The organism is Streptomyces sp. NPDC047022, assembly GCF_040644155.1.
Classification (GTDB): domain Bacteria; phylum Actinomycetota; class Actinomycetes; order Streptomycetales; family Streptomycetaceae; genus Streptomyces.
Window position 1 is genome coordinate 87963 of sequence record NZ_JBEYVV010000010.1, and the last position, 18672, is coordinate 106634.

Below are 18672 nucleotides of genomic sequence, written 5' to 3' on the forward strand. Positions count from 1 at the left end.
CCGGGCCGTTCGCCGTCGCGTGCCGCCGTTCTGCCGTCGCCCGCCGTCAGTCCCGGCCGGCCGGTGTGCCGTGCGGCTGAGCCGCATGGTCGTACGGCAGCCGTGAGGCCACCGGCGTGGCGTCCAGGCGCGCGGTGATGACGAGCGTGCCCTCCTCGATCTGGTAGTCGAGGGGCAGCCCCAGGCCGCGCATCGCGGCGACCATCGCGGTGTTGGACGCCTGGGTGACGGCGTAGACGTTCTCGCAGCCCGCCTCCACCGCCATCGTCACCAGGCGGCCGAGGAGTTCGGAGCCGACGCCGCGGTGCTGCCACTCGTCCTCGACGAGCAGCGCGACCTCCGTCTCGTCACCGTCCCACAGCAGGTGCCCGAGGCCGACGACGCGGCCCGAAGCCGTCTCCACGGTGAGGGTCCGGCCGAACCGCGGGCTGAGCAGATGCCGCAGATAGCGGTCGGCGTCCCCCACCGGCCCGTGGTAGCGCATGCCGAGCGTGCGCGCCGAGCAGCGGGCGTGCATCTCCTTGGCGGCCTCCAGGTCCGAGGTGTCGGCCCGCCGTACGGTGATCGCGTTGCCCTCCGGCAGCGTCAGGACGTCCTGGCCGCGGGGGACGCGCGGGCCGAGCCGGGCGTCCAGCTCCACCAGCGCCCGGGCGCGCGCGAACTCGGTGGGTGTGAACGGCAGATACGGCCGTTCGACGGTGATCACCCCGCCCTCCGGCGCCCGCAGCCGCATCACGGTGTCCTCAAGTGCGCCCTCGACGGGAGCGCTCTCCTGCGCGCGGCCGGATCCGGGGGAGTGGGCGGGCAGTGAGCGGATCGTGCACCGCCCGAGCAACTGCCGTAGTGCGAGCGGAAGTTCGGCGGCGTCCAGTGCGGTGCGGGTGGCGAGGCCGAGGACCCGGGTCGGGGCGTCGACCAGATCGTGCGCGTCGGCCCGCTCGATCCAGCTCTCCGTGCCCCCGGCCTGTGCGACGGCGTTGGTGATCGCCGACGCTTCCAGGTCCGAACGCGTGCGCAGCAGGAACTCGTCCACCGTGCCCTGTGCCAGCGGGTGCGTCTGCAGGCTCAGGATGTCGATCCGGAGCCCGGCCAGCGCCGCGCACAGCGCCGCCAGCGAACCCGGCTCGTCCCGCACAGTCGTCCGCATCCGCCACAGCGCCTTGGTCCCGTCGGCCGTGTCGGTCCCGGACTGCCCGGCCTGCTGCCTCTCGGCGAGCGGCCGGGCACCGGTATCACTTGTGGGCGGGGCATGACCGTGGCGGCGTGACCACCACAGCGCGGCGAGCTCGATCGCGTTCCGCCGCCAGTGGCGTATCGGGTTGCCGTTCTTGGTTCGTGTCACATCGGACATGTCTGGAGTCATGCAACCACTGTGAAGGAAGGGTGTTGCGTGATCACAAACGCTTTGTGTCCGACGAGTAAAGGATGCTTCTGTCCTTTTTGTTGTTCTTTTGATTAAGGGCCTGCCGACCGCCCGCTCACTGGCCCACGTGCCCTGGTTGCAGCACCTGCGTGAACAGCACGGTCCCGTCCTGCTCGCGCAGCCGCACGGTCAGCTCCCCGCTGTGCCCGTCGATGTCGACCTCGCCGAAGAACTGGTAGCCGCCAGCGGGAGACACGTTGGAGTCGGTAGGCGCCTTCACGAACACCCGCTCGGGGCCGAAGGTGTTGTCGAGCGCGCTCGCCGGGAACGCGCCCGCGTTCAGCGGCCCGGAGACGAACTCCCAGAACGGCTCGAAATCGGTGAACGCGGCGCGCGAGGGCTGGTAGTGCTGCGCCGAGGTGTGGTGCACATCGGCCGTCAGCCACAGGGTGCCCGTGATCCTGCGGTGCTTGATGAACCGCAGCACCTCGGCGATCTGCAGCTCGCGCCCGAGCGGCGCGCCCGGGTCGCCCTGGGCGACCGCCTCGAAGTCCGGCAGGCTCTCCATGGGGTCCGGCACGACCAGGCCGAGCGGCATGTCGGCGGCGATGACCTTCCACACGGCACGCGACCGCGCGAGTTCCCGCTTGAGCCACTCCGCCTGCTCCGCGCCGAGGATCCCCTGCGGGTCGACGGTCTGGTTGTCGGGCGAGTTGGCGTTGCGGTAGGTGCGCATGTCCAGGACGAAGACGTCCAGCAGCGGCCCGTGCCGCATGACCCGGTACACGCGGCCGTCGCTGTCGCCCGGCGGCAGTGTGGAGACGGGGAAGTACTCGCTGAAGGCGCGGCGCGCGCGGGCCGCGAGCACGTCGACGCTCTTCTCGGTGTAGCGGCTGTCGGAGGTGGCGATCACCTCGCCGGGATACCAGTTGTTGCGGACCTCGTGGTCGTCCCACTGCGTGATCGACGGCACCTGGGCATTGAACCGCCGCAGGTTCTCGTCCAGCAGGTTGTAGCGGAAGTTGCCGCGGTACTCGGCCAGGGTCTCGGCCACCTTGGACTTCTCCTCGGTGGTGATGTTCCGCCAGGTGCCGCCGCCCGGCAGGACCTGGGTCGCGGACAGCGGACCGTCCGCGTAGATGTTGTCTCCGCTGCACAGGAAGAAGTCCGGGTCGAGCCGTGCCATCGCGTCGTAGATCCGGTATCCGCCGAGGTCTGGGTTGATGCCCCAGCCCTGGCCCGCCAGATCGCCCGACCACAGGAAGCGCACCCCGCGGCGCTGCCCGAGCGGCGTCGTGCGGAAGGTGCCCGCCACCGGCTCCCCGGTGCGCCGCGGGTCGTGCGGATCGGCCAGGAGCACGCGGTAGTGGATCTGTTCGCCCGCCGGCAGCCCGTGCAGCCGCGTCGTGCCCGTGAAGTCGGTGTCCGGTCCCAGCAAGGGCCCCTGCCATCTGCGCGGGTTGCGGAACGACTCCGTCGCCGAGGTCTCCACGATCATCCGGGCCGGGCGGTCGGAGCGCACCCAGACGAGCCCCGAGTGAGCGCTCACGTCGCCGGACTGGACGCCCCATCCCGCCTTCGGCCGGCCCGAGAGGGCGAACGCCGGGGCGGCGCCGAGCGCCGAGGGCAGAGTGAGGGCCGCGGACGCGGCCAGGGTGCCGCGCAGCAGGCTGCGGCGGCCGGGAAGGGGACGTTGGGACATGAAAGCGCCTCCGGTCGGTGGTTCCGGCAATGGGCTCAGCCACAACTACTGGTGCGCCGCAGCGCACACGCAAACCACAAGTGAACAACCAGCTGTGACGAACCATCACCGGCCGGCGGGCAGGAGGGCGTCATGGCGGAGGCATGGCAGCCGACGACAACGCGGTGGGGGGTATACCCCCTGCTCGAAGAGCCTGGGGAAGCGGTGAGAGACCCCGCGACGGGGCGAACGCCGCCTGTGGGGGCGCTGGTCCCGGCCGTGTGTCCTCGCTCAGCGGCTCCCGTCCAGGATGACCCGTGCGACCAGGGCCGGGTCGTCGTTCATCGGGACGTGCCCACAGCCGGGCAGCCGCACCAGCCGGGCCCGGGGGATGATCTGCTTGGCGCGCACACCCTGGCGGCGCACCAGGAGCCGGTCCCGGGTGCCCCACGCGACCGTGACCGGAAGTCCGGGCACATCGTCCGTGAACTGGACGTTCGTACCCGCGCGAAGAGTGTCGGCGAAGCCCGTGGCGCGGGCGAGCGCGAAGGTCTCGGCCGCCGCGGCCTCGGGTGAACGGCGGCCGGGGCGGGCGTAGATGGCGCTCACCAGCACCGCGCGCCCGGCCGCCGTGCGTGACAGCCGCTCCACGAACGGCGGCGGCAGGGTACGCGCGGCCCTCCGCATCCCGAGGAGCAGGGCGAACGCGTACCTGCGCTCGGCATCGGTCCAGAACCCGGCGGGCGACAGCGCGGTGACGGACCGTACGAGCTTCTCGCGGCCCAGTTCGAGAGCCAGCAGGCCTCCCAGGGAGTTGCCCGCGACGTGCGGACGGTCGATGCCCAGTGCCGCGCAGAAGGCGTCGAGTACGGGCACCACGGTCGCCAGGTCGTACGCGAGCCCGGCAGGCAGGGCCGGGGACGCGCCGAAACCGGGGAGGTCGACGGCGATGACGTCGCGCTCCGTCGCCAGGATGTCCACGACCGGGTCCCAGGCCTGCCGGTGGTGCCCGATGCCGTGCAGCAGGAGGAGCGGTGCGCCACTGCCCTTGCGCGCGTAGGAGACCGTCGCGGTCCGCGGGCCGTCGGGGGAGGGGACGCTGAAAGAGACCGTTGCGGCCATGGTGCTGCTCCTCGGCTGGGCGTCTGGGGCACGTTGACGAACGCTGTCGCGGACCACGTCGTAGACAGCTTGTCAGCAACTGCTACCCGCGGGTAGCCCCGAGGCGAAGTCCGAGGATTGGTCTTGACCAAGGGTGGGGGCCGCCCTATGGTCACAGAGAAGTGCAACAACATTTAATAAACAAGGGCGATAAAACGCCGACGGGCCACGGCGATTGCGGAGGACAGGGTGGGGACCACGCAGCTGGAGTCGGTGCCGGAGCCTAAGTACTGGCAGCTGAAGACCGTACTCACTCAAGCACTCGACTCCGAGTTCTCCGTAGGCGAGATCCTGCCGAACGAACGGGACTTGGCGGCCCGCTTCGGCGTCGCCCGAGCCACCCTGCGCCAGGCACTCGAACAGCTCGAACTGGAAGGCCGGCTCCAGCGTCGCCGGGGAGTGGGCACCACCGTCGCCCCGCCCCGCATGGGCGTGGCCGTGGGCTTCGAGCAGCACACCTGGCCGGGCACGGCCGACGACGCCTGGCAGCCCGTGGACTGCACGGTCGCGACTCCGCCCGCCGCGGTGGCCGACCTCCTGGAGACCGGCCGGAACGAGCCGGTGCACACCCTGCGCCGCTCCCGGATGACGCACGGTCAGCCCGTCGCCGCCGAACTCCTCTACATCCCGGACGCCTCCGTCCCCGGCCTCTCCGCGATCGGCACCCTCCCGGGTGCGGCACGCGCCCGCACCGTGCTGCGGGAGCTCCAGCATCTGGAGCTGGAGGGCCATTCCCAGACCGTCGAGCTGGGCTCCGCCGGCGCCGAGGACGCCAGGGAACTCGACCGGCTGCCCGGTGCTCCCGTCCTCGTGGTCACGACCCGCTACCACGCGGACGGACTCACCGCCGCCGTGTCCGTCGCCACGTACCGCGCCGACACCTGCCGTCTGACCTTCGGCGCGACCGGCGGTGTCGAGATCCACCACGACCCGGAGCGCCACGCCTCCTGACCGGTGTTTCCCGACGGCGGCCCGGTCGCGTTCAGTGCCGGGCCGTCACCGTGCTCTCCACCGCGAACAGCTGCTCGTCCACATGGTCCAGCGCCAGTCTGAGCGCCCCCGTGGCCACCGCGGCCTCGCCCAGCCGGGACAGGGTGACCTGCGGAGGCCGCAGACAGTAGCGGGCCAGCTCCTCGCGCAGCGGATCCAGTACACCGTCCAGACCGGCGGCCCAGCCGCCGATCACGACCAGTTCGGGGTCGAGCGCCAGGACGAGGGCCGCGACATCATGCACGAGCCGCTGGATGAACCGGTCCACGGCCGCCCGGGCCCGCTTCTCGCCCCCGCGGGCGAGGGCGAACACGTCGGCCACCTGCTGCTCGTCCAGCGGATGCAGCGGTTCGTCCGTGGTCGACAGCAGCGTCTCGGGACTCGCCTCGCGTCCCAGCAGGTGCAGCGCCCCGATCTCCCCGGCCGCCCCGCCGAAGCCGCGGTGCAGACGCCCGCCGATCAGCGCGCCCGCACCCGGGCTCAGGCCGGCCAGCACGAACACGACATCGTCGGACTCGGTGGCGGCGCCCTTCCAGTGCTCGGCCACGGCCGCCGCGTTGGCGTCGTTCTCCACCAGGACGGGGCACTTGAACGACCGGCTGAGCCGCTCGCCCAGGTTCAGGCCCGTCCACTCGGGCAGGGCCGTGCCCAGGCGCACCGTGCCGTCCGCCTCCACGATCCCGGGGCTGCCCACGCCGACCGCGCGCAGCGAGCCGCGTGACACGCCGGCCCGGCGCAGCAGTTCGGCGACGGTGCTCCGCAGCCGCTCCAGGCGCTCATCGGCCGGCGCCGTCTCCGAGACGTCCTTCGTCAGGGTGCCCAGCTCGCGGCCGTCGAGATCGGCCAGGAGCGCGGTCACCCGGTGCGCACCGACGTCCAGCCCGAGAAGATGGCCCGCCTCCGCCCGGAACCTGAACCTCCGCGCGGGCCGCCCCTGTCGCCGGGCCGCGCCTTCCTCGGCCGCCTTCTCGACCACGAGCCCGGCCTCCATGAGGCCCTCGACGACGCCTTCGACCGTCGGGCGGGACAGACCGGTCACTCCGGTGATCTCGGTGAGGGTCGCGCAGTCGACGGCGCGCAGCGCGTGCAGCACCACCGCCGAGTTGATCCTTCTCAGCAGAGAGGGGTCCCCGCCGGTCAGCCGCCCCACCGTCCGTCCTCCCAGCTCGTGCGCGTGTTGGCCGGATCGTACTCGTCACCGCGCGCACCCGCGAGGTCGGCAGCGGATACGTCCGGGCCGCAAAGGACGGTCAGCCGTCGTGAGTGTCACCGTCGGCGGTCTGACGCAGCCGCCGGAACTCCTCCGCCATGGTCGCCGCGGTCCAGTGCGCGTTGAGACCGCTCGGGTTGGGCAGGACCCAGACGTGGCTCGACCCGATCGTGCGCTCCTGCGGGCCTATGACCGCACGGCGGTCGCCGAAGGCCGCCCGGTAGGCGGTCACTCCGACCACGGCCAGCCAGCCGGGCCGCAGCCGTTCGACCTTGGCGCCGAGGATCCGGCCGCCCTCCCGGTACTCCTCGGCCGTCAGCTCGTCGGCGCGCGCGGTCGCCCGCGCCACCACGTTGGTGATACCGAGTCCGAGCGCCGGCAGCTCGGACTGCTCCGACGGGTTCATCAGCCGCGGGGTGAAGCCCGAGAGGTGCAGCACGGGCCAGAATCGGTTGCCGGGGCGGGCGAAGTGGTGGCCCGTCGCCGCCGTCATCAGACCCGGATTGATGCCGCAGAAGAGAACCTTGAGGCCGTCCGCGACCACATCCGGCACCAGCCGGTCGCGGGCGGCCTCCAACTCCGCCTGGGTGAGCCGGGTCAGAGGATCGCTCCCGGGGCGTACCCGGCGGCCTCCGGGTGCTGCTTGACGATCTCCTCGATCCGGCCGGTCACCGCCTGGACCTGGGCGGACGCCGCGCCCGTGAAGGACAGCTTGTCGGCCATGAGCGCATCCAGGCCCTCGCGGCCGAGCGGGATGCGCTTGTCGGCCGCCAGCCTGTCGAGCAGCTCGTTGCGCTCGGCTCCCTGCTCACGCATCGCGAGGGCGCAGGCGACGGCGTTCTCCTTGATGGCCTCATGGGCGACCTCCCGGCCGACCCCCGCGCGCACCGCCGCCATGAGCACCTTGGTCGTGGCCAGGAACGGCAGATAGCGGTCGAGTTCCCGTGCGACGACCGCGGGGAAGGCGCCGAACTCGTCGAGGACCGTCAGGAACGTCTCGAGCAGGCCGTCCAGCGCGAAGAACGCGTCCGGGAGCGCGACCCGGCGCACCACCGAGCAGGACACGTCGCCCTCGTTCCACTGGTCGCCCGCGAGCTCGCCGGTCATCGAGGCATAGCCGCGCAGAATGACCATCAGGCCGTTGACACGCTCGCAGGAACGGGTGTTCATCTTGTGCGGCATCGCGGAGGAGCCGACCTGGCCGGGCTTGAAGCCCTCCGTCACCAGCTCGTGCCCGGCCATGAGCCGGATCGTCTTCGCCAGCGACGAGGGCGCCGCCGCCAGCTGTACCAGCGCGGTGACGACCTCGTAGTCGAGCGAACGGGGGTAGACCTGGCCGACCGAGGTGAGCGCCTGCGAGAAGCCCAGGTGCGCGGCGACCCGGTCCTCCAGCTCGGCGAGCTTCGCCGCGTCGCCGCCGAGGAGGTCCAGCATGTCCTGCGCCGTGCCGACGGGGCCCTTGATGCCGCGCAGCGGATAGCGGCCGAGCAGCTCCTCGACCCGCCCGAAGGCGACCAGCAGCTCGTCGGCGGCGGTGGCGAAACGCTTGCCGAGGGTGGTGGCCTGCGCCGCGACGTTGTGGGAGCGGCCCGCCATGACCAGCTCGCCGTACTCGCCCGCGAGCTTGCCGAGGCGTGCCAGAACGGCCACGGTCCGGTCGCGCATCAGCTCCAGCGACAGCCGGATCTGCAGCTGCTCGACGTTCTCGGTGAGGTCGCGGGAGGTCATGCCCTTGTGCACATGCTCGTGCCCGGCGAGGGCGTTGAACTCCTCGATCCGCGCCTTCACATCGTGGCGCGTGACCTTCTCGCGCTCGGCGATCGAGGCGAGGTCGACCTGGTCGAGAGCCCGCTCGTAGTCGGCGATCGCCGCGTCCGGCACCTCGATCCCGAGGTCCTTCTGGGCCCGCAGCACGGCGAGCCAGAGCCTGCGCTCCAGCCTCACCTTCTCCTCGGGGGACCAGAGCGTGGCGAGCTCGGCGGAGGCGTAGCGTCCGGCGAGGACGTTCGGGATACGGGGCTTAGCGGGCGCAGCTGTCACGTGGATGGATTCTACTGGCGGTTCGTGCAGGCCAGCGCCATGGGGCGCTTCGTCGGAACCTACGAGACCCCGGTCACGCCCCTCACTTCCGGTCCGCGATCTCGGCCAGGATGTCCCCGTGGCACAGCTCGGGCGCGCACCAGCAGGCGAGCGTCCTGCCGCGCAGGGCGGGCACCAGCCCCAGAAGGTCGGGCCGTGCCATCAGATACTCGCGGTACTTGGCCATCACCTCGGCCCGTGTCCCGTCGTGCTTCTTCTTCTGGGTGTCGATCTGGAACGGGTTGTAGAGCGGATGCTGGGGGAGGTTCCAGCCGCCCCGGGCCAGCCGGCGGCCGATGTAGACGACATCCGAGGGGGCCACCTCGAGACGGGCGCCGAACTCCTGGATCCGGCCCTTCAGATTGATCACGCTCGTGGTCACGCCAGACTCCTTCCCGCCGCACCTGACACCACCGGACCCGCTCAGGCCGCGGGCGCCTCGTACGGCCCCAGCTCGGGCCGCTTGGCCGGGCGGCCGTCGCCCGAGGAACGGCCGGTCAGCCGCCGTCCTATCCACGGCAGCAGATGCCGACGGGTGAAGCGGACGTCCGCGGTCCGGCGGGCGAGCCAGCCCGGGGGCGCGGTCGCGGGCGGCGGCGTGCGCCACTCCGTATCCTCCGCCTCGTACCCGAGTGTCTGCCACACGGCTTCCGCCACCCGGCGGTGTCCCTCGCCCGTCAGGTGCAGCCGGTCCACGTCCCACAGCCGAGGGTCGGCGAGCGAGGGGGCCCCGTACAGATCGACCACGAGGGCGCCATGCCGTTCGGCGAGCTCGTCCACGCAGGCGAACAGCTCCTCCATGCGGGGGCGGAAGCGCTCGAGCACCGGGCCCTGGCGGCCGGGGCTGCGCATCAGGACGAGCTGGTCGCACGAGGGGGCGAGACGCTCCACGGCCTCCGTGAGCAGACCCTTCACCCGCCCCATGTCGCACTTGGGGCGCAAGGTGTCGTTCAGGCCGCCGACCAGGGTGATCACATCGGGCCGCATCGCGGCGGCGGCATCCACCTGCTCGTCGACGATCTGCTGGATCAGCTTGCCGCGGACGGCGAGGTTGGCATACCGGAATCCGGGTGTCCGCGTGGCCATCCGGCCCGCGAGGACATCGGCCCAGCCGCGATAGGAGCCGTCGGGCAGCAGGTCCGACATGCCCTCGGTGAAGGAGTCGCCGACCGCGACCAGGCTGCTGTGGGTGGGGTTCGTCTCCATGGCGTCGTAGATGCTATCCCGCGCACATACTCGCCGGTCGGTCGCCCTGTACGCTCCCGGGCCGGCTCGCGCTCACGCCGGCTGCCCGAACAACTCCCGCAGGACGTCCTCCATCGTCACCAGTCCCGCCAGTCGTCCGTCCTCCCCGTTCACCGCCGCAAGGTGCGTACGGCTGCGGCGCATCGCCGTCAGTACATCGTCCAGTGGAGTGTCCTCGCGCACCCGGGGGACGGGGCGGATGTCGCGCAACCGGAACGGGCTGTCCTTGGGGGACGCGTCCAGCGCGTCCTTGACGTGCAGATACCCGATGATCCGCCGGTTGTCGTCCACGACCGGGAAGCGGGAGAACCCGGACTCGCCCGCCAGGCGCTCCAACTGCTCCGGGGTGATGCCCACCCGGGCGTAGACCACGCGCGCCAGCGGGACCACCACGTCCCGCACCGGCCGGCGGCCCAGTTCCAGGGCGTCGTACAGCCGCTCCTGGGCGCGGTCGTCGATCAGCCCGGCGGCGGTGGAGTCCTTCACCAGCCGCGCGAGCTCGTCGTCCGAGAAGGTCGCCGCGACCTCGGATCTGGTTTCCACCCGCAACAGCGTGAGCAGGGCGTTCGCGAATGTGTTCACGGTGAAGATCACCGGGCGCAGGGCCCGGGAGAAGCCCACCAACGGCGGGCCGAGCAGCAGCGCCAGGCGCACCGGCTCGGCGAGCGCGATGTTCTTCGGCACCATCTCGCCGAACAGCATGTGCAGATAGGTGGCCAGGGTCAGCGCGATCACGAACGACACCACACGCCCCGCGCCCGGCGGAATGCCGACGGCGTGGAACACGGGTTCCAGGAGGTGTTCGATCGCGGGCTCGGCGACCACACCGAGGACCAGGGTGCACAGCGTGATGCCGAGCTGCGCCGCCGCCAACATCGCCGACACATGCTCCAGCCCCCACAGCACGCTGCGCGCGCGCCGGTCGCCCGCCTCGGCGTGGGGCTCGATCTGGCTGCGGCGCACCGAGATCAGCGCGAATTCGCCTCCCACGAAGAACGCGTTCGCGACGAGCGTCAACAGACCGATGAGCAACTGGACGACGGTCACCGCTCACCGTCCCGCCCGGCCACCGGCGCGTGCATCAGCAGCCGGGCGGCCCGGCGCCCGGAGGCGTCCGCCACCTCCAGCCGCCAGCCGGCCACCTCCACGCTGTCGCCCTTGACCGGTATGCGGCCGAGCGCGGTCGCCACGATGCCCGCCAGCGTCTCGTACGGGCCCTCCGGCACCCGCAGCCCGACGCGCGCGAGCTGGTCGATCCGGGCCGAGCCGTCCGCCAGGTACAGCGCCCGGCCCGCGTCGTCGGAGCCCGCCGGGGCCAGGTCGGGCACCTCCTGCGGGTCGTGCTCGTCGTGCACCTCCCCGACGACCTCCTCGACGATGTCCTCCAGAGTGACGACCCCGGCGGTCCCGCCGTACTCGTCGATCACGATGGCCATGGTGTTCTTGCCGGAGAGCTGGTCGAGCAGTCTGTCGACGGTGAGGGACTCGGGCACGAACAGCGGTTCGCGCATCGCCCGTGCCACCGAGCAGTGCGGCCGCTCCCCTGCGGGTACGCCCACCACGTCCCTGATGTGCGCGATGCCGACCACGGAATCCATGACGCCGCGGTAGACGGGGAAGCGCGACAGACCCGTCGCCCGCGTCGCGTTGGCCACGTCCTGGCAGGTCGCCTGGACATCGAGGGCGATGACCTGGACGCGCGGGGTCATCACGTTCTCCGCGGTCAGATCGGCCAGGTTCAGGGTGCGGACGAACAGTTCCGCCGTGTCCGCCTCAAGGGCGCCCTCCTTCGCGGAGTGCCGGGCGAGCGCCACCAGCTCCTGCGGGCCGCGCGCCGAGGCCAGCTCCTCGGCGGGCTCGAGGCCGAGGCGGCGTACGACCCGGTTGGCGCTGTTGTTGAGATGGGTGATGAAGGGTCGGAAGGCCGCGCTGAACCAGCGCTGCGCCGTGCCCACCCGTTTGGCCACGGCCAGCGGGGAGGAGATCGCCCAGTTCTTGGGCACCAGCTCACCGACCACCATAAGGAACACCGTCGACAGCGCCGTGCCGATGACCAGGGCGACGGACGAGGCCGAGGAGCGCGGCAGCCCCAGTGACTCCAGCGGGCCCGCGATCAGTCTGGCGATGGACGGCTCGGAGAGCATGCCGACCACCAGATTGGTGACCGTGATCCCGAGCTGAGCGCCGGAGAGCTGGAACGTCAGACTGCGTACGGCCTTCAGGGCGCCCGCCGCCCCGTGCTCACCACGCAGCGCCGCATGCTCCAGAGCGCTGCGCTCGACGGTGGTGAGCGAGAACTCCGCCGCCACGAAGACACCGCAGGCCAGCGAGAGCAGGATCGCCACCACCAGCAGGAGCACTTCGGTCATCGGGTCACCTCAGTCCCAGGATCCGACAGGGACGCGGGGACCGCGCGAGGTCGTGCACGGAGAGGACTGTCCATCGGCCGGCGCTCACACCTTTCCATGCTGGGACGAGTTGACCCGCCGCAAGGCGGATCGACTCTTCCATGGTAAAGGATTGGTAAAGTCGCCCGGATGGTTGTCCACAGGCCGGCTTCAGCCCGCGAGCGGCTTCACCCAGCGCCGCCACTTCTCCTCGGGCGCGTACCCCGCCGCCCGCCAGGCGTGATGAGCGGTTTCGTTGCGTTGCAGGACCATCGCGTCTCCGCGGCGCCCGCCGAGCCGTACGAACCGTTCCTCCGCCGCGGCCAGCAGTGCCGAACCGATCCCCTGGCGCCGCAGCTCCGGGTGCACCGCGAGCCGGTACAGATGGCAGCGCCAGCCGTCGAACCCCGCGATCACGGTGCCCGCCAGTTCTCCGTCCGCTGTCAGGGCGAGGATCAGCGCCCCGGGATCGCGGTCGACGAGCCGCTCCATGCCGTCCCGGTCGTCGCTGATGCTCGTACCCTCGGCGGCCACCCTCCAGAAGGCGAGCACGGTGTCCAGGTCCTCGGGCCGCGCGGGCCGTATCCGCAGTTCGGTCATGCCGTGATCGCACCACGCGATCACGGCGCCGGAAGCGCAATTCCAGTATGCGGACGTCCGGCCGCTCCAACCCGTGGGCCGCTACCCGCCGTCACTCATGCGCGATCGCCGCCAGCACATTCATCCGGGACGCCCGCAACGCCGGCAGCAGAGCCGCCACCACGCCCACGACCGCCGAACCCACCACCACGGCGACGATCGTGCCCCAGGGAATCGCCAGCGCCTTCATCCCCTCAAGCGCGAGCACCCGCTGGGTGCACACACCCCACACAAGCCCCAGCGCGAGCCCGAGCACGGCCCCGAACACGGCGATCACCACGGACTCCAGCCGGATCATCCGGCGCAACTGCCGCCGGCCGAGCCCGATCGCGCGCAGCAGACCGATCTCGCGGGTGCGCTCGATCACCGAGAGGGCCAGGGTGTTGACCACCCCGAGCACCGCGATGACGATCGCGAGGCCGAGCAGCGCGTACACCAGGTAGAGCAGCACGGCGATCTGGTCGTGCACGAGCTTCTTGTAGTCGGCCTGGTCGCGCACCTGGACCTGGGGGAAGGGCGCGAGGGTCTGCTCCAGACGGGAGCGCAACCGGTCCTTCGGCGTACCGGGCCCGGCGTTCACATAGAGCGCCGAGTCCTGTCCGTCCGGCACGTACTTCTGGAGCGTGGCCATGCCGAAGTACAGTCCGCCCTGCGTGCCGAAGCCGTCCGAGCCGCCCTGGTCGGTGAGCGCGCCGACCCTCAGAACCGTGTGGCGTCCGGCCGGGAACTCGACGGGGATCGTGCTGCCGGTATGGACGCCGTGGTCCCTCGCGAACTTCACGTCCATCGCGAGCGAGCCGTCCGCCAGCGCGGCGGCGGTGTCGCCCTGGGTGTAGGTGATGTGCGCGACGTCGTCGAGCCGGGGGTCGTAGCCCGCGGCTGCCGTCTGGACCCGTTTGCCGTCCGGCAGCCGGACCGCGACGGGCGTGAGCCGCTGGCGTACGACGAGCCCGGCGCCGTGCGTGGCGCGGACCTTGTCCGTGATCTCCCGCGGGAAGGGCTGGAAGTTGCTGTTCTGCACCACGAAGTCGGCGCCCAGCGTCTTGTCGATCTGCTGGTCGAACGACTTCGACATGGAAGCGCTCGCCACCGACATCCCGCCGACCAGGGCGAGCCCGACCATCAGCGCCGAGGCGGTGGCACCGGTCCGCCGCGGGTTGCGCAGTGCGTTGCGCTGGCTCATCCGGCCGATCGAGCCGAAGATCGCGGGGAACGCGGCGCCCAGCACACGGATCACGGGGCGCACCAGCAGCGGGCCCGCGATCACGGTGGCGACGAGCGTGAGCACCACGCCGACTCCCAGCAGGGAGGCGCCCGCCGCGGTCCTCGTGGCCCCGGCGCACCCCGCCAGCGCCGCCACGCCCAGCGCGCCGACGATGGCGCCCGCCACCGCCCGGAGCTTCAACGGCCGCCCCACCCCGGCGACTTCCGCATCACTGAGGGCGGCCATGGGGGAGACCCCGGCCGCGCGCCGCGCGGGCAGATACGCGGCGACGAAGGTCACCCCTACACCCACCACATACGCGACGACGGGTGTCGCCCAGCCGATCACCATCTCCGTGGACTTCAGGTTCATGCCGAACGCGCTCATGAGCCGGATGAGCCCCGCCGCGAGCCCGATACCCGCGGCGAGCCCGAGCGTCGAGCCGACCAGGCCGAGCAGCAGGGCCTCCATGAGCACCGACCGCCGCACCTGCCGCCGGTCCGCGCCCAGTGCGCGCAGCAGGCCCAGTTCGCGGGTGCGCTGGGCGATGAGCATCGAGAACGTGTTGACGATGAGGAACACGCCCACCAGCACGGCGATTCCGGCGAATCCCAGCATCACGTACTTGATCACGTCGAGGAACGTGCCGAGCTGGTCGGTGTTGGACTTGGCCTGCTCGCCAGCCGTCTTGAGGTCGTAGGGTCCGGACCCGAGCGCGGCGGCGATCCGCCGCTTGAGCAGGGTGTCGTCCACGCCCGGCCGCGCGTCCGCCGAGATGCTCGTGGCCGCGTCGGGGCTGCCGAGCAGCCTGGTCTGGGCGGTCGGGGTGTCCAGGAACACGAGGGCGGCGCCGGGGTTGGTCGTGGTGAAGGTCGCGATCCCGACGATGCGCACCTTGAACGAGCCGGGCCGGGCGAGCACGGTCAGCGTGTCGCCGATCTTCACATGCTTGTGCCGGGCCGTGTCCTCGTCCAGGAGGGCTTCGCCGTCGCCCCGCGGAGCGTGCCCGGACGTCAGCTTCACCGGGCTGCGGTCGGTGACGTACCAGTTCTTGGCGATGGTGGGAGCGCCGGTCGTCGGCCCCACGGGCTGGTTCCTGCTGTCGACGACGGTGATGTTGGTGACGGCGGCGTCGACATGGGCCGCCGCGACGCCGTCCACCTTCGCCACCCGCTGGGCGGTCGAGGCGGGGAGCGTGGGTGTCGCTCCGGTGGGGATGGGAGAGGAGAGGTCCTCCTTGGGGCTCACCGTCACATCGGCCGCCGTGGAGGCGAACAGCCGGTCGAAGGTCCGGGTGACCGTGTCAGAGAAGATCAGACTGCCCGCGACGAATGCAACGGACAGGATGACGGCCAGCGCCGAGAGGAGCAGCCGCCCCTTGTGCGCCAGGAAACTGCGCAGGGTCGCCTTCAGCACTGTGGCCTCAGTCCTCGTGGCCGGGCGCGCCGTCGGCGGTCGCCCGGAGGGTGTCGAAGCGCTTCAGGCGCTCCAGTACGGCGTCCGCGGTCGGCTCCCGCATCTCGTCCACGATCCGTCCGTCCCCCAGGAAGAGCACCAGGTCGGAGTGGGCCGCGGCTCCCGGGTCGTGGGTGACCATGACGACCGTCTGCCCCAGTCCGTCCACCGCCTCGCGCAAAAAACCCAGCACCTCGAGGCCCGCCCGGGAGTCGAGGTTGCCCGTCGGCTCGTCCGCGAAGATCAGTTCGGGACGGGAGGCGAGCGCACGGGCACAGGCGACGCGCTGCTGCTGCCCGCCGGACAACTGGGCCGGCCGGTGGGTGAGCCGGTCGCGCAGCCCAAGGGTGTCGATCACCCGGTCGAGCCACTGCTGATCGGGTTTGCGGCCCGCGATGTCCATCGGCAGGGTGATGTTCTCGGCCGCACTCAGCGTCGGGATCAGATTGAAGGACTGGAATATGAACCCGACGCGGTCCCGCCGCAACCGCGTCAGCTCCCGGTCCTTCAGACCGGTGATCTCGGTGTCGCCGAGCCACACCTGCCCGGCCGACACGGAGTCAAGACCGGCCAGACAGTGCATCAGGGTGGACTTCCCGGAACCCGAGGGGCCCATCACCGCGGTGAAGCGGCCCCGCGCGATGTCCACATCGACGGAGTCGAGGGCGAGAACGGTCGTCTCGCCCGAGCCGTACGCCTTGGTGAGGCCGCGGGCGCGGGCGGCGATCCCCTCCTCCTCGGCGCGGCCGGGGGCGTGCTCGGCAGCAGCAGTGGACAAGACCGCCTCCTCGCTCGTGGACGCTCAGGCGTCCCGTCTTCCCTGTCCCGGGTCCTGGCTTCCCTGCTTCCTGTCCCGGCCGAGCGTAGTGTGACGCACCGCACAGCCGGTATCCCCCTTGGGTGCGGATGTGTCTCCGCCGCAGGTCCCGGCCCCCTGATTCTCGTGTAAGGGGCACACAAGAGGTGGTCCCCCTCCCTGTGCCCCATGGCCGTCATGTCGGCATGCTTGCCGCTGCTAGCGGTACGGCGCTAGCGTCTAGGTATGGCGAAGACCCAGCTGAACGTGAGGGTGGACGAGGGCACGGCCCGAGCCGCCCGTGAGCGTGCCCTGGAGCGCGGTATGAGCGTCAACCGCTACATCGAGGAGCTGGTCCGGCAGGACACCGGGGAGGTCGGCCACACGTTCGTCGAGTCCGCCGCCGACTTCATGAAGCAGTACGAGTCCGTCTTCGCGGAGGAGTTCGGCGCCGCGCGCGAAGGCGGGGGCGAGGGCCCGGACGGACGCCGGGGTGAGGGTCGTCGCTGATCCGTTGGACAACCTCAGAATCGACCTCGCCTGGCTGCTGATGGTCGCGGAACAAAAGACACCCGGAGACCCCCAGGTCACCGACTGGGGCGCGCTGGTCGCCGCGGTCGCCCGGCACGAGGCGGAGATATTCGGCGTCCCCGTCTACGACACTCCGCACGCCCGCGCCGCCGCGCTGCTCCAGCTCCTCCTGCATGTCCCGGCGCTGGAGCGCTCGAACGCCCTGTTCGCCTCAGCGGTCGCCTACGGCTATCTGGTCGCCAGCGGCGTCAAGGTCGTCACGTCCCCCGAGCAGGTGCGCGATCTGGCCCGGCTGGTGAAGAGCGGACAGGCCTCGGTGCACGACATCGCGCGCGAGCTGCGGCAGTGGAGTCTGTGACCACTTTGCGCCTGCTGCTTCGCTACCGCTTCGTGTCCGCAGGCCTCCGCGCGGTGCCCAGCACGCAGTACGACGTGGGAAGGCGTGGCCCCCGCTCCGGCAAGGGCACCCTGCGCACGGGCCCGAGTTCGAAGCCGGCCGACCTGATCGCGGCCACCGGGTCCCGGCCGACGTGGCAGCCTCCGAACAGCCAGGGCCACACCGTACGGTCCAGCGCCTGCTGAGTGGCCTCCATGATCCGTCCGCCGCCCCGCCCGTGCTCGAAGAACCGCAGCTCACCGCCCGGCCGCAGCACACGCCGCAACTCGGCCAGGGAGCGCTCGACGTCCCGCACGCTGCACAACACCAGTGACACGACCGCCGCGTCGAAGGCCTCGCTCTTCACCGGGAGCTTCTCCGCCGAGCCCGGCACCACGTCCACCGGGACCCCGGACCGCAGGGCCGCGTTCACGGCGAGCCGCCGCAGTGTGCGCTCCGGCTCGATCGCGACCACCTCGGACACCGTGCCGGGGTAGTGGGCGAAGTTCAGGCCGTTGCCCGCGCCCACCTCGATCACCCGCCCCGACAGACCGGCGAGGAGCGCCTCCCGGTGCGGACCCACGGTCCCTTCGGTGGCCAGACTGAACCGGGCGTAGAAGCGGGCGAACAGGGGGTGGTGGATCTCTCTGGGGGCACGGGCCGGCATGGCGGGCCTCCTGGGTGCGGGAGGGCGGGCGATACGGGAAGTGTCCCCCGCCCGGAGCCCGCCCACGCACGCACGCGCCGGTTGCCGGGCCGCGACCCCTGGCGCCCGAGGCGCACGGTCGCGGCCCTACGGCGCCGGGCGGACCTCACGGCGCCGGTGCCTCAGGGGCCTCAGGGCGCCGATGCCGCGGCGAACGCCTCCGCGTCCCACGTCCCGCCCAGTCCGGGCGCAAGCCAGCCGGGAGCCTCGGCACGGAACCGGTCGGGCGCGTACGCCCCGGCGCCCTCGGGAAGCGCCCCGAGCAGCGGCGCCTCCGTCACCACCGGCAGGTCGGCCAGGTTGCACCGTGACGCGAGATCGGCCGTCTCGGGCCAGCTGCCGATGACGACTCCCGCCATGTCCAGCCCCCGGTGGCGGAGTTCACGCGCCGTCAGCTCCGTGGTGTTGAGCGTGCCGAGACCCGCCGTCGTCACCACCAGCACCGGCGCCGACAGCAGCCGCGCCGCGTCCGCCAGCGTGCCGCCCTCGTCGTCGAAACGCACGAGCAGCCCGCCCGCCCCTTCGATGAGGACGAGGTCGTGCTCGACGGCCAGCTTGGCGGCGGCCTCCGCCACCTGGTCCGGCCGTACGGGCGCCGCCCCGGCGCGCCGGGCCGCCGTCGCGGGCGCCAACGGATCCGGGAACCGGGCCAGTTCACATGACGTCACGGCGCCCGCGAGCCGGGCCACTTCGTCCGCGTCACCGCGCTCGCCGGGCACCACCCCCGTCTGGGCCGTCTTGAGGACCGCCACCGACCGCCCGGCGGCGAGGGCCACCGCCGCCACGGTGGCCGTCGTGATCGTCTTCCCGATCTCCGTTCCGGTCCCCGTGATCACCAATACAGACATA

General features: G+C 71.6%; 18 protein-coding genes. 3 read left to right on the forward strand and 15 right to left on the reverse strand.

The genetic code is table 11. The features are described 5' to 3' along the window. Positions 1-46: 46 nt before the first annotated feature. From ABZ845_RS13800 to ABZ845_RS13810, 3 genes are all read right to left on the reverse strand, one after another. Positions 47-1363 carry a GNAT family N-acetyltransferase gene (locus ABZ845_RS13800; protein WP_360977791.1) on the reverse strand — a complete coding sequence of 439 codons (1317 nt, stop codon included), beginning with the start codon at positions 1361-1363 and terminating at the stop codon, positions 47-49. A 115-nt stretch (positions 1364-1478) separates the two neighbouring features. Further along, positions 1479-3065: an alkaline phosphatase D family protein gene (locus ABZ845_RS13805; protein ID WP_360977794.1), complete on the reverse strand. Its 1587-nt coding sequence runs from the start codon at positions 3063-3065 to the stop codon at positions 1479-1481. Positions 3066-3335: 270 nt separating this feature from the next. Continuing rightward, complete coding sequence (locus ABZ845_RS13810; RefSeq protein ID WP_360977797.1) at positions 3336-4166, reverse strand: alpha/beta fold hydrolase; 831 nt, start codon at positions 4164-4166, stop codon at positions 3336-3338. A 228-nt stretch (positions 4167-4394) separates the two neighbouring features. Here ABZ845_RS13810 and ABZ845_RS13815 point away from each other — a divergent pair, with 228 nt between their 5' ends. Further along, complete coding sequence (locus tag ABZ845_RS13815; RefSeq protein WP_360977800.1) at positions 4395-5156, forward strand: GntR family transcriptional regulator; 762 nt, start codon at positions 4395-4397, stop codon at positions 5154-5156. A gap of 31 nt (positions 5157-5187) precedes the next feature. Here the strand turns inward: ABZ845_RS13815 and ABZ845_RS13820 are convergent, their stop codons facing one another. The 10 genes from ABZ845_RS13820 to ABZ845_RS13865 all read right to left on the reverse strand — a co-directional run bounded on the left by ABZ845_RS13820 (position 5188) and on the right by ABZ845_RS13865 (position 16192). Beyond that, positions 5188-6345, reverse strand: coding sequence for an ROK family protein (locus tag ABZ845_RS13820; protein ID WP_360977803.1), 1158 nt, complete (start codon positions 6343-6345; stop codon positions 5188-5190). 100 nt (positions 6346-6445) lie between these two features. Then, a complete protein-coding gene (gene mug / locus ABZ845_RS13825) occupies positions 6446-7006 on the reverse strand; it encodes a G/U mismatch-specific DNA glycosylase (RefSeq protein WP_360978161.1) in 561 nt (186 codons plus the stop codon). Beyond that, complete coding sequence (gene purB, locus ABZ845_RS13830; protein ID WP_360977805.1) at positions 7003-8445, reverse strand: adenylosuccinate lyase; 1443 nt, start codon at positions 8443-8445, stop codon at positions 7003-7005. Before purB ends, mug begins: the two co-directional genes overlap by 4 nt. 82 nt (positions 8446-8527) lie before the next feature. Continuing rightward, positions 8528-8866 (reverse strand): DUF4326 domain-containing protein, encoded by a 339-nt coding sequence (locus ABZ845_RS13835; protein WP_360977808.1) that lies wholly within the window; start codon positions 8864-8866, stop codon positions 8528-8530. A 41-nt stretch (positions 8867-8907) separates the two neighbouring features. Further along, positions 8908-9690, reverse strand: coding sequence for an SGNH/GDSL hydrolase family protein (locus ABZ845_RS13840; protein ID WP_360977811.1), 783 nt, complete (start codon positions 9688-9690; stop codon positions 8908-8910). A gap of 72 nt (positions 9691-9762) precedes the next feature. Then, entirely contained in the window at positions 9763-10776 is a 1014-nt protein-coding gene (locus ABZ845_RS13845; RefSeq protein ID WP_360977814.1) for a hemolysin family protein, read from the reverse strand. Continuing rightward, positions 10773-12098, reverse strand: coding sequence for a hemolysin family protein (locus tag ABZ845_RS13850; RefSeq protein ID WP_360977817.1), 1326 nt, complete (start codon positions 12096-12098; stop codon positions 10773-10775). The genes ABZ845_RS13845 and ABZ845_RS13850 overlap by 4 nt, the downstream gene beginning before the upstream one ends. Before the next feature lie 189 nt (positions 12099-12287). After that, on the reverse strand, positions 12288-12716 hold the full coding sequence (locus tag ABZ845_RS13855; RefSeq protein WP_360977820.1) for a GNAT family N-acetyltransferase: 429 nt from the start codon (positions 12714-12716) through the stop codon (positions 12288-12290). Positions 12717-12807: 91 nt separating this feature from the next. Next, a complete protein-coding gene (locus ABZ845_RS13860; protein ID WP_360977823.1) occupies positions 12808-15375 on the reverse strand; it encodes an FtsX-like permease family protein in 2568 nt (855 codons plus the stop codon). Between the two features lie 7 nt (positions 15376-15382). After that, positions 15383-16192, reverse strand: a complete 810-nt coding sequence (locus tag ABZ845_RS13865) for an ABC transporter ATP-binding protein (protein WP_360977826.1) — start codon at positions 16190-16192, stop codon at positions 15383-15385. Between the two features lie 264 nt (positions 16193-16456). Between ABZ845_RS13865 and ABZ845_RS13870 the strand changes: the two genes are divergently transcribed. Both ABZ845_RS13870 and ABZ845_RS13875 read left to right on the forward strand, forming a co-directional pair. Next, a complete protein-coding gene (locus tag ABZ845_RS13870) occupies positions 16457-16720 on the forward strand; it encodes a toxin-antitoxin system HicB family antitoxin (protein WP_360977829.1) in 264 nt (87 codons plus the stop codon). 4 nt (positions 16721-16724) lie between these two features. After that, positions 16725-17099 (forward strand): fic family toxin-antitoxin system, toxin component, encoded by a 375-nt coding sequence (locus ABZ845_RS13875; RefSeq protein WP_360977832.1) that lies wholly within the window; start codon positions 16725-16727, stop codon positions 17097-17099. 22 nt (positions 17100-17121) lie between these two features. On the opposite strand, the gene ABZ845_RS13880 is transcribed toward ABZ845_RS13875, so the two are convergent. Beyond that, a complete protein-coding gene (locus tag ABZ845_RS13880; RefSeq protein ID WP_360977835.1) occupies positions 17122-17784 on the reverse strand; it encodes a class I SAM-dependent methyltransferase in 663 nt (220 codons plus the stop codon). Between the two features lie 170 nt (positions 17785-17954). Continuing rightward, positions 17955-18671: a dethiobiotin synthase gene (gene bioD / locus ABZ845_RS13885; protein ID WP_360977838.1), complete on the reverse strand. Its 717-nt coding sequence runs from the start codon at positions 18669-18671 to the stop codon at positions 17955-17957. Position 18672 lies beyond the last annotated feature (1 nt).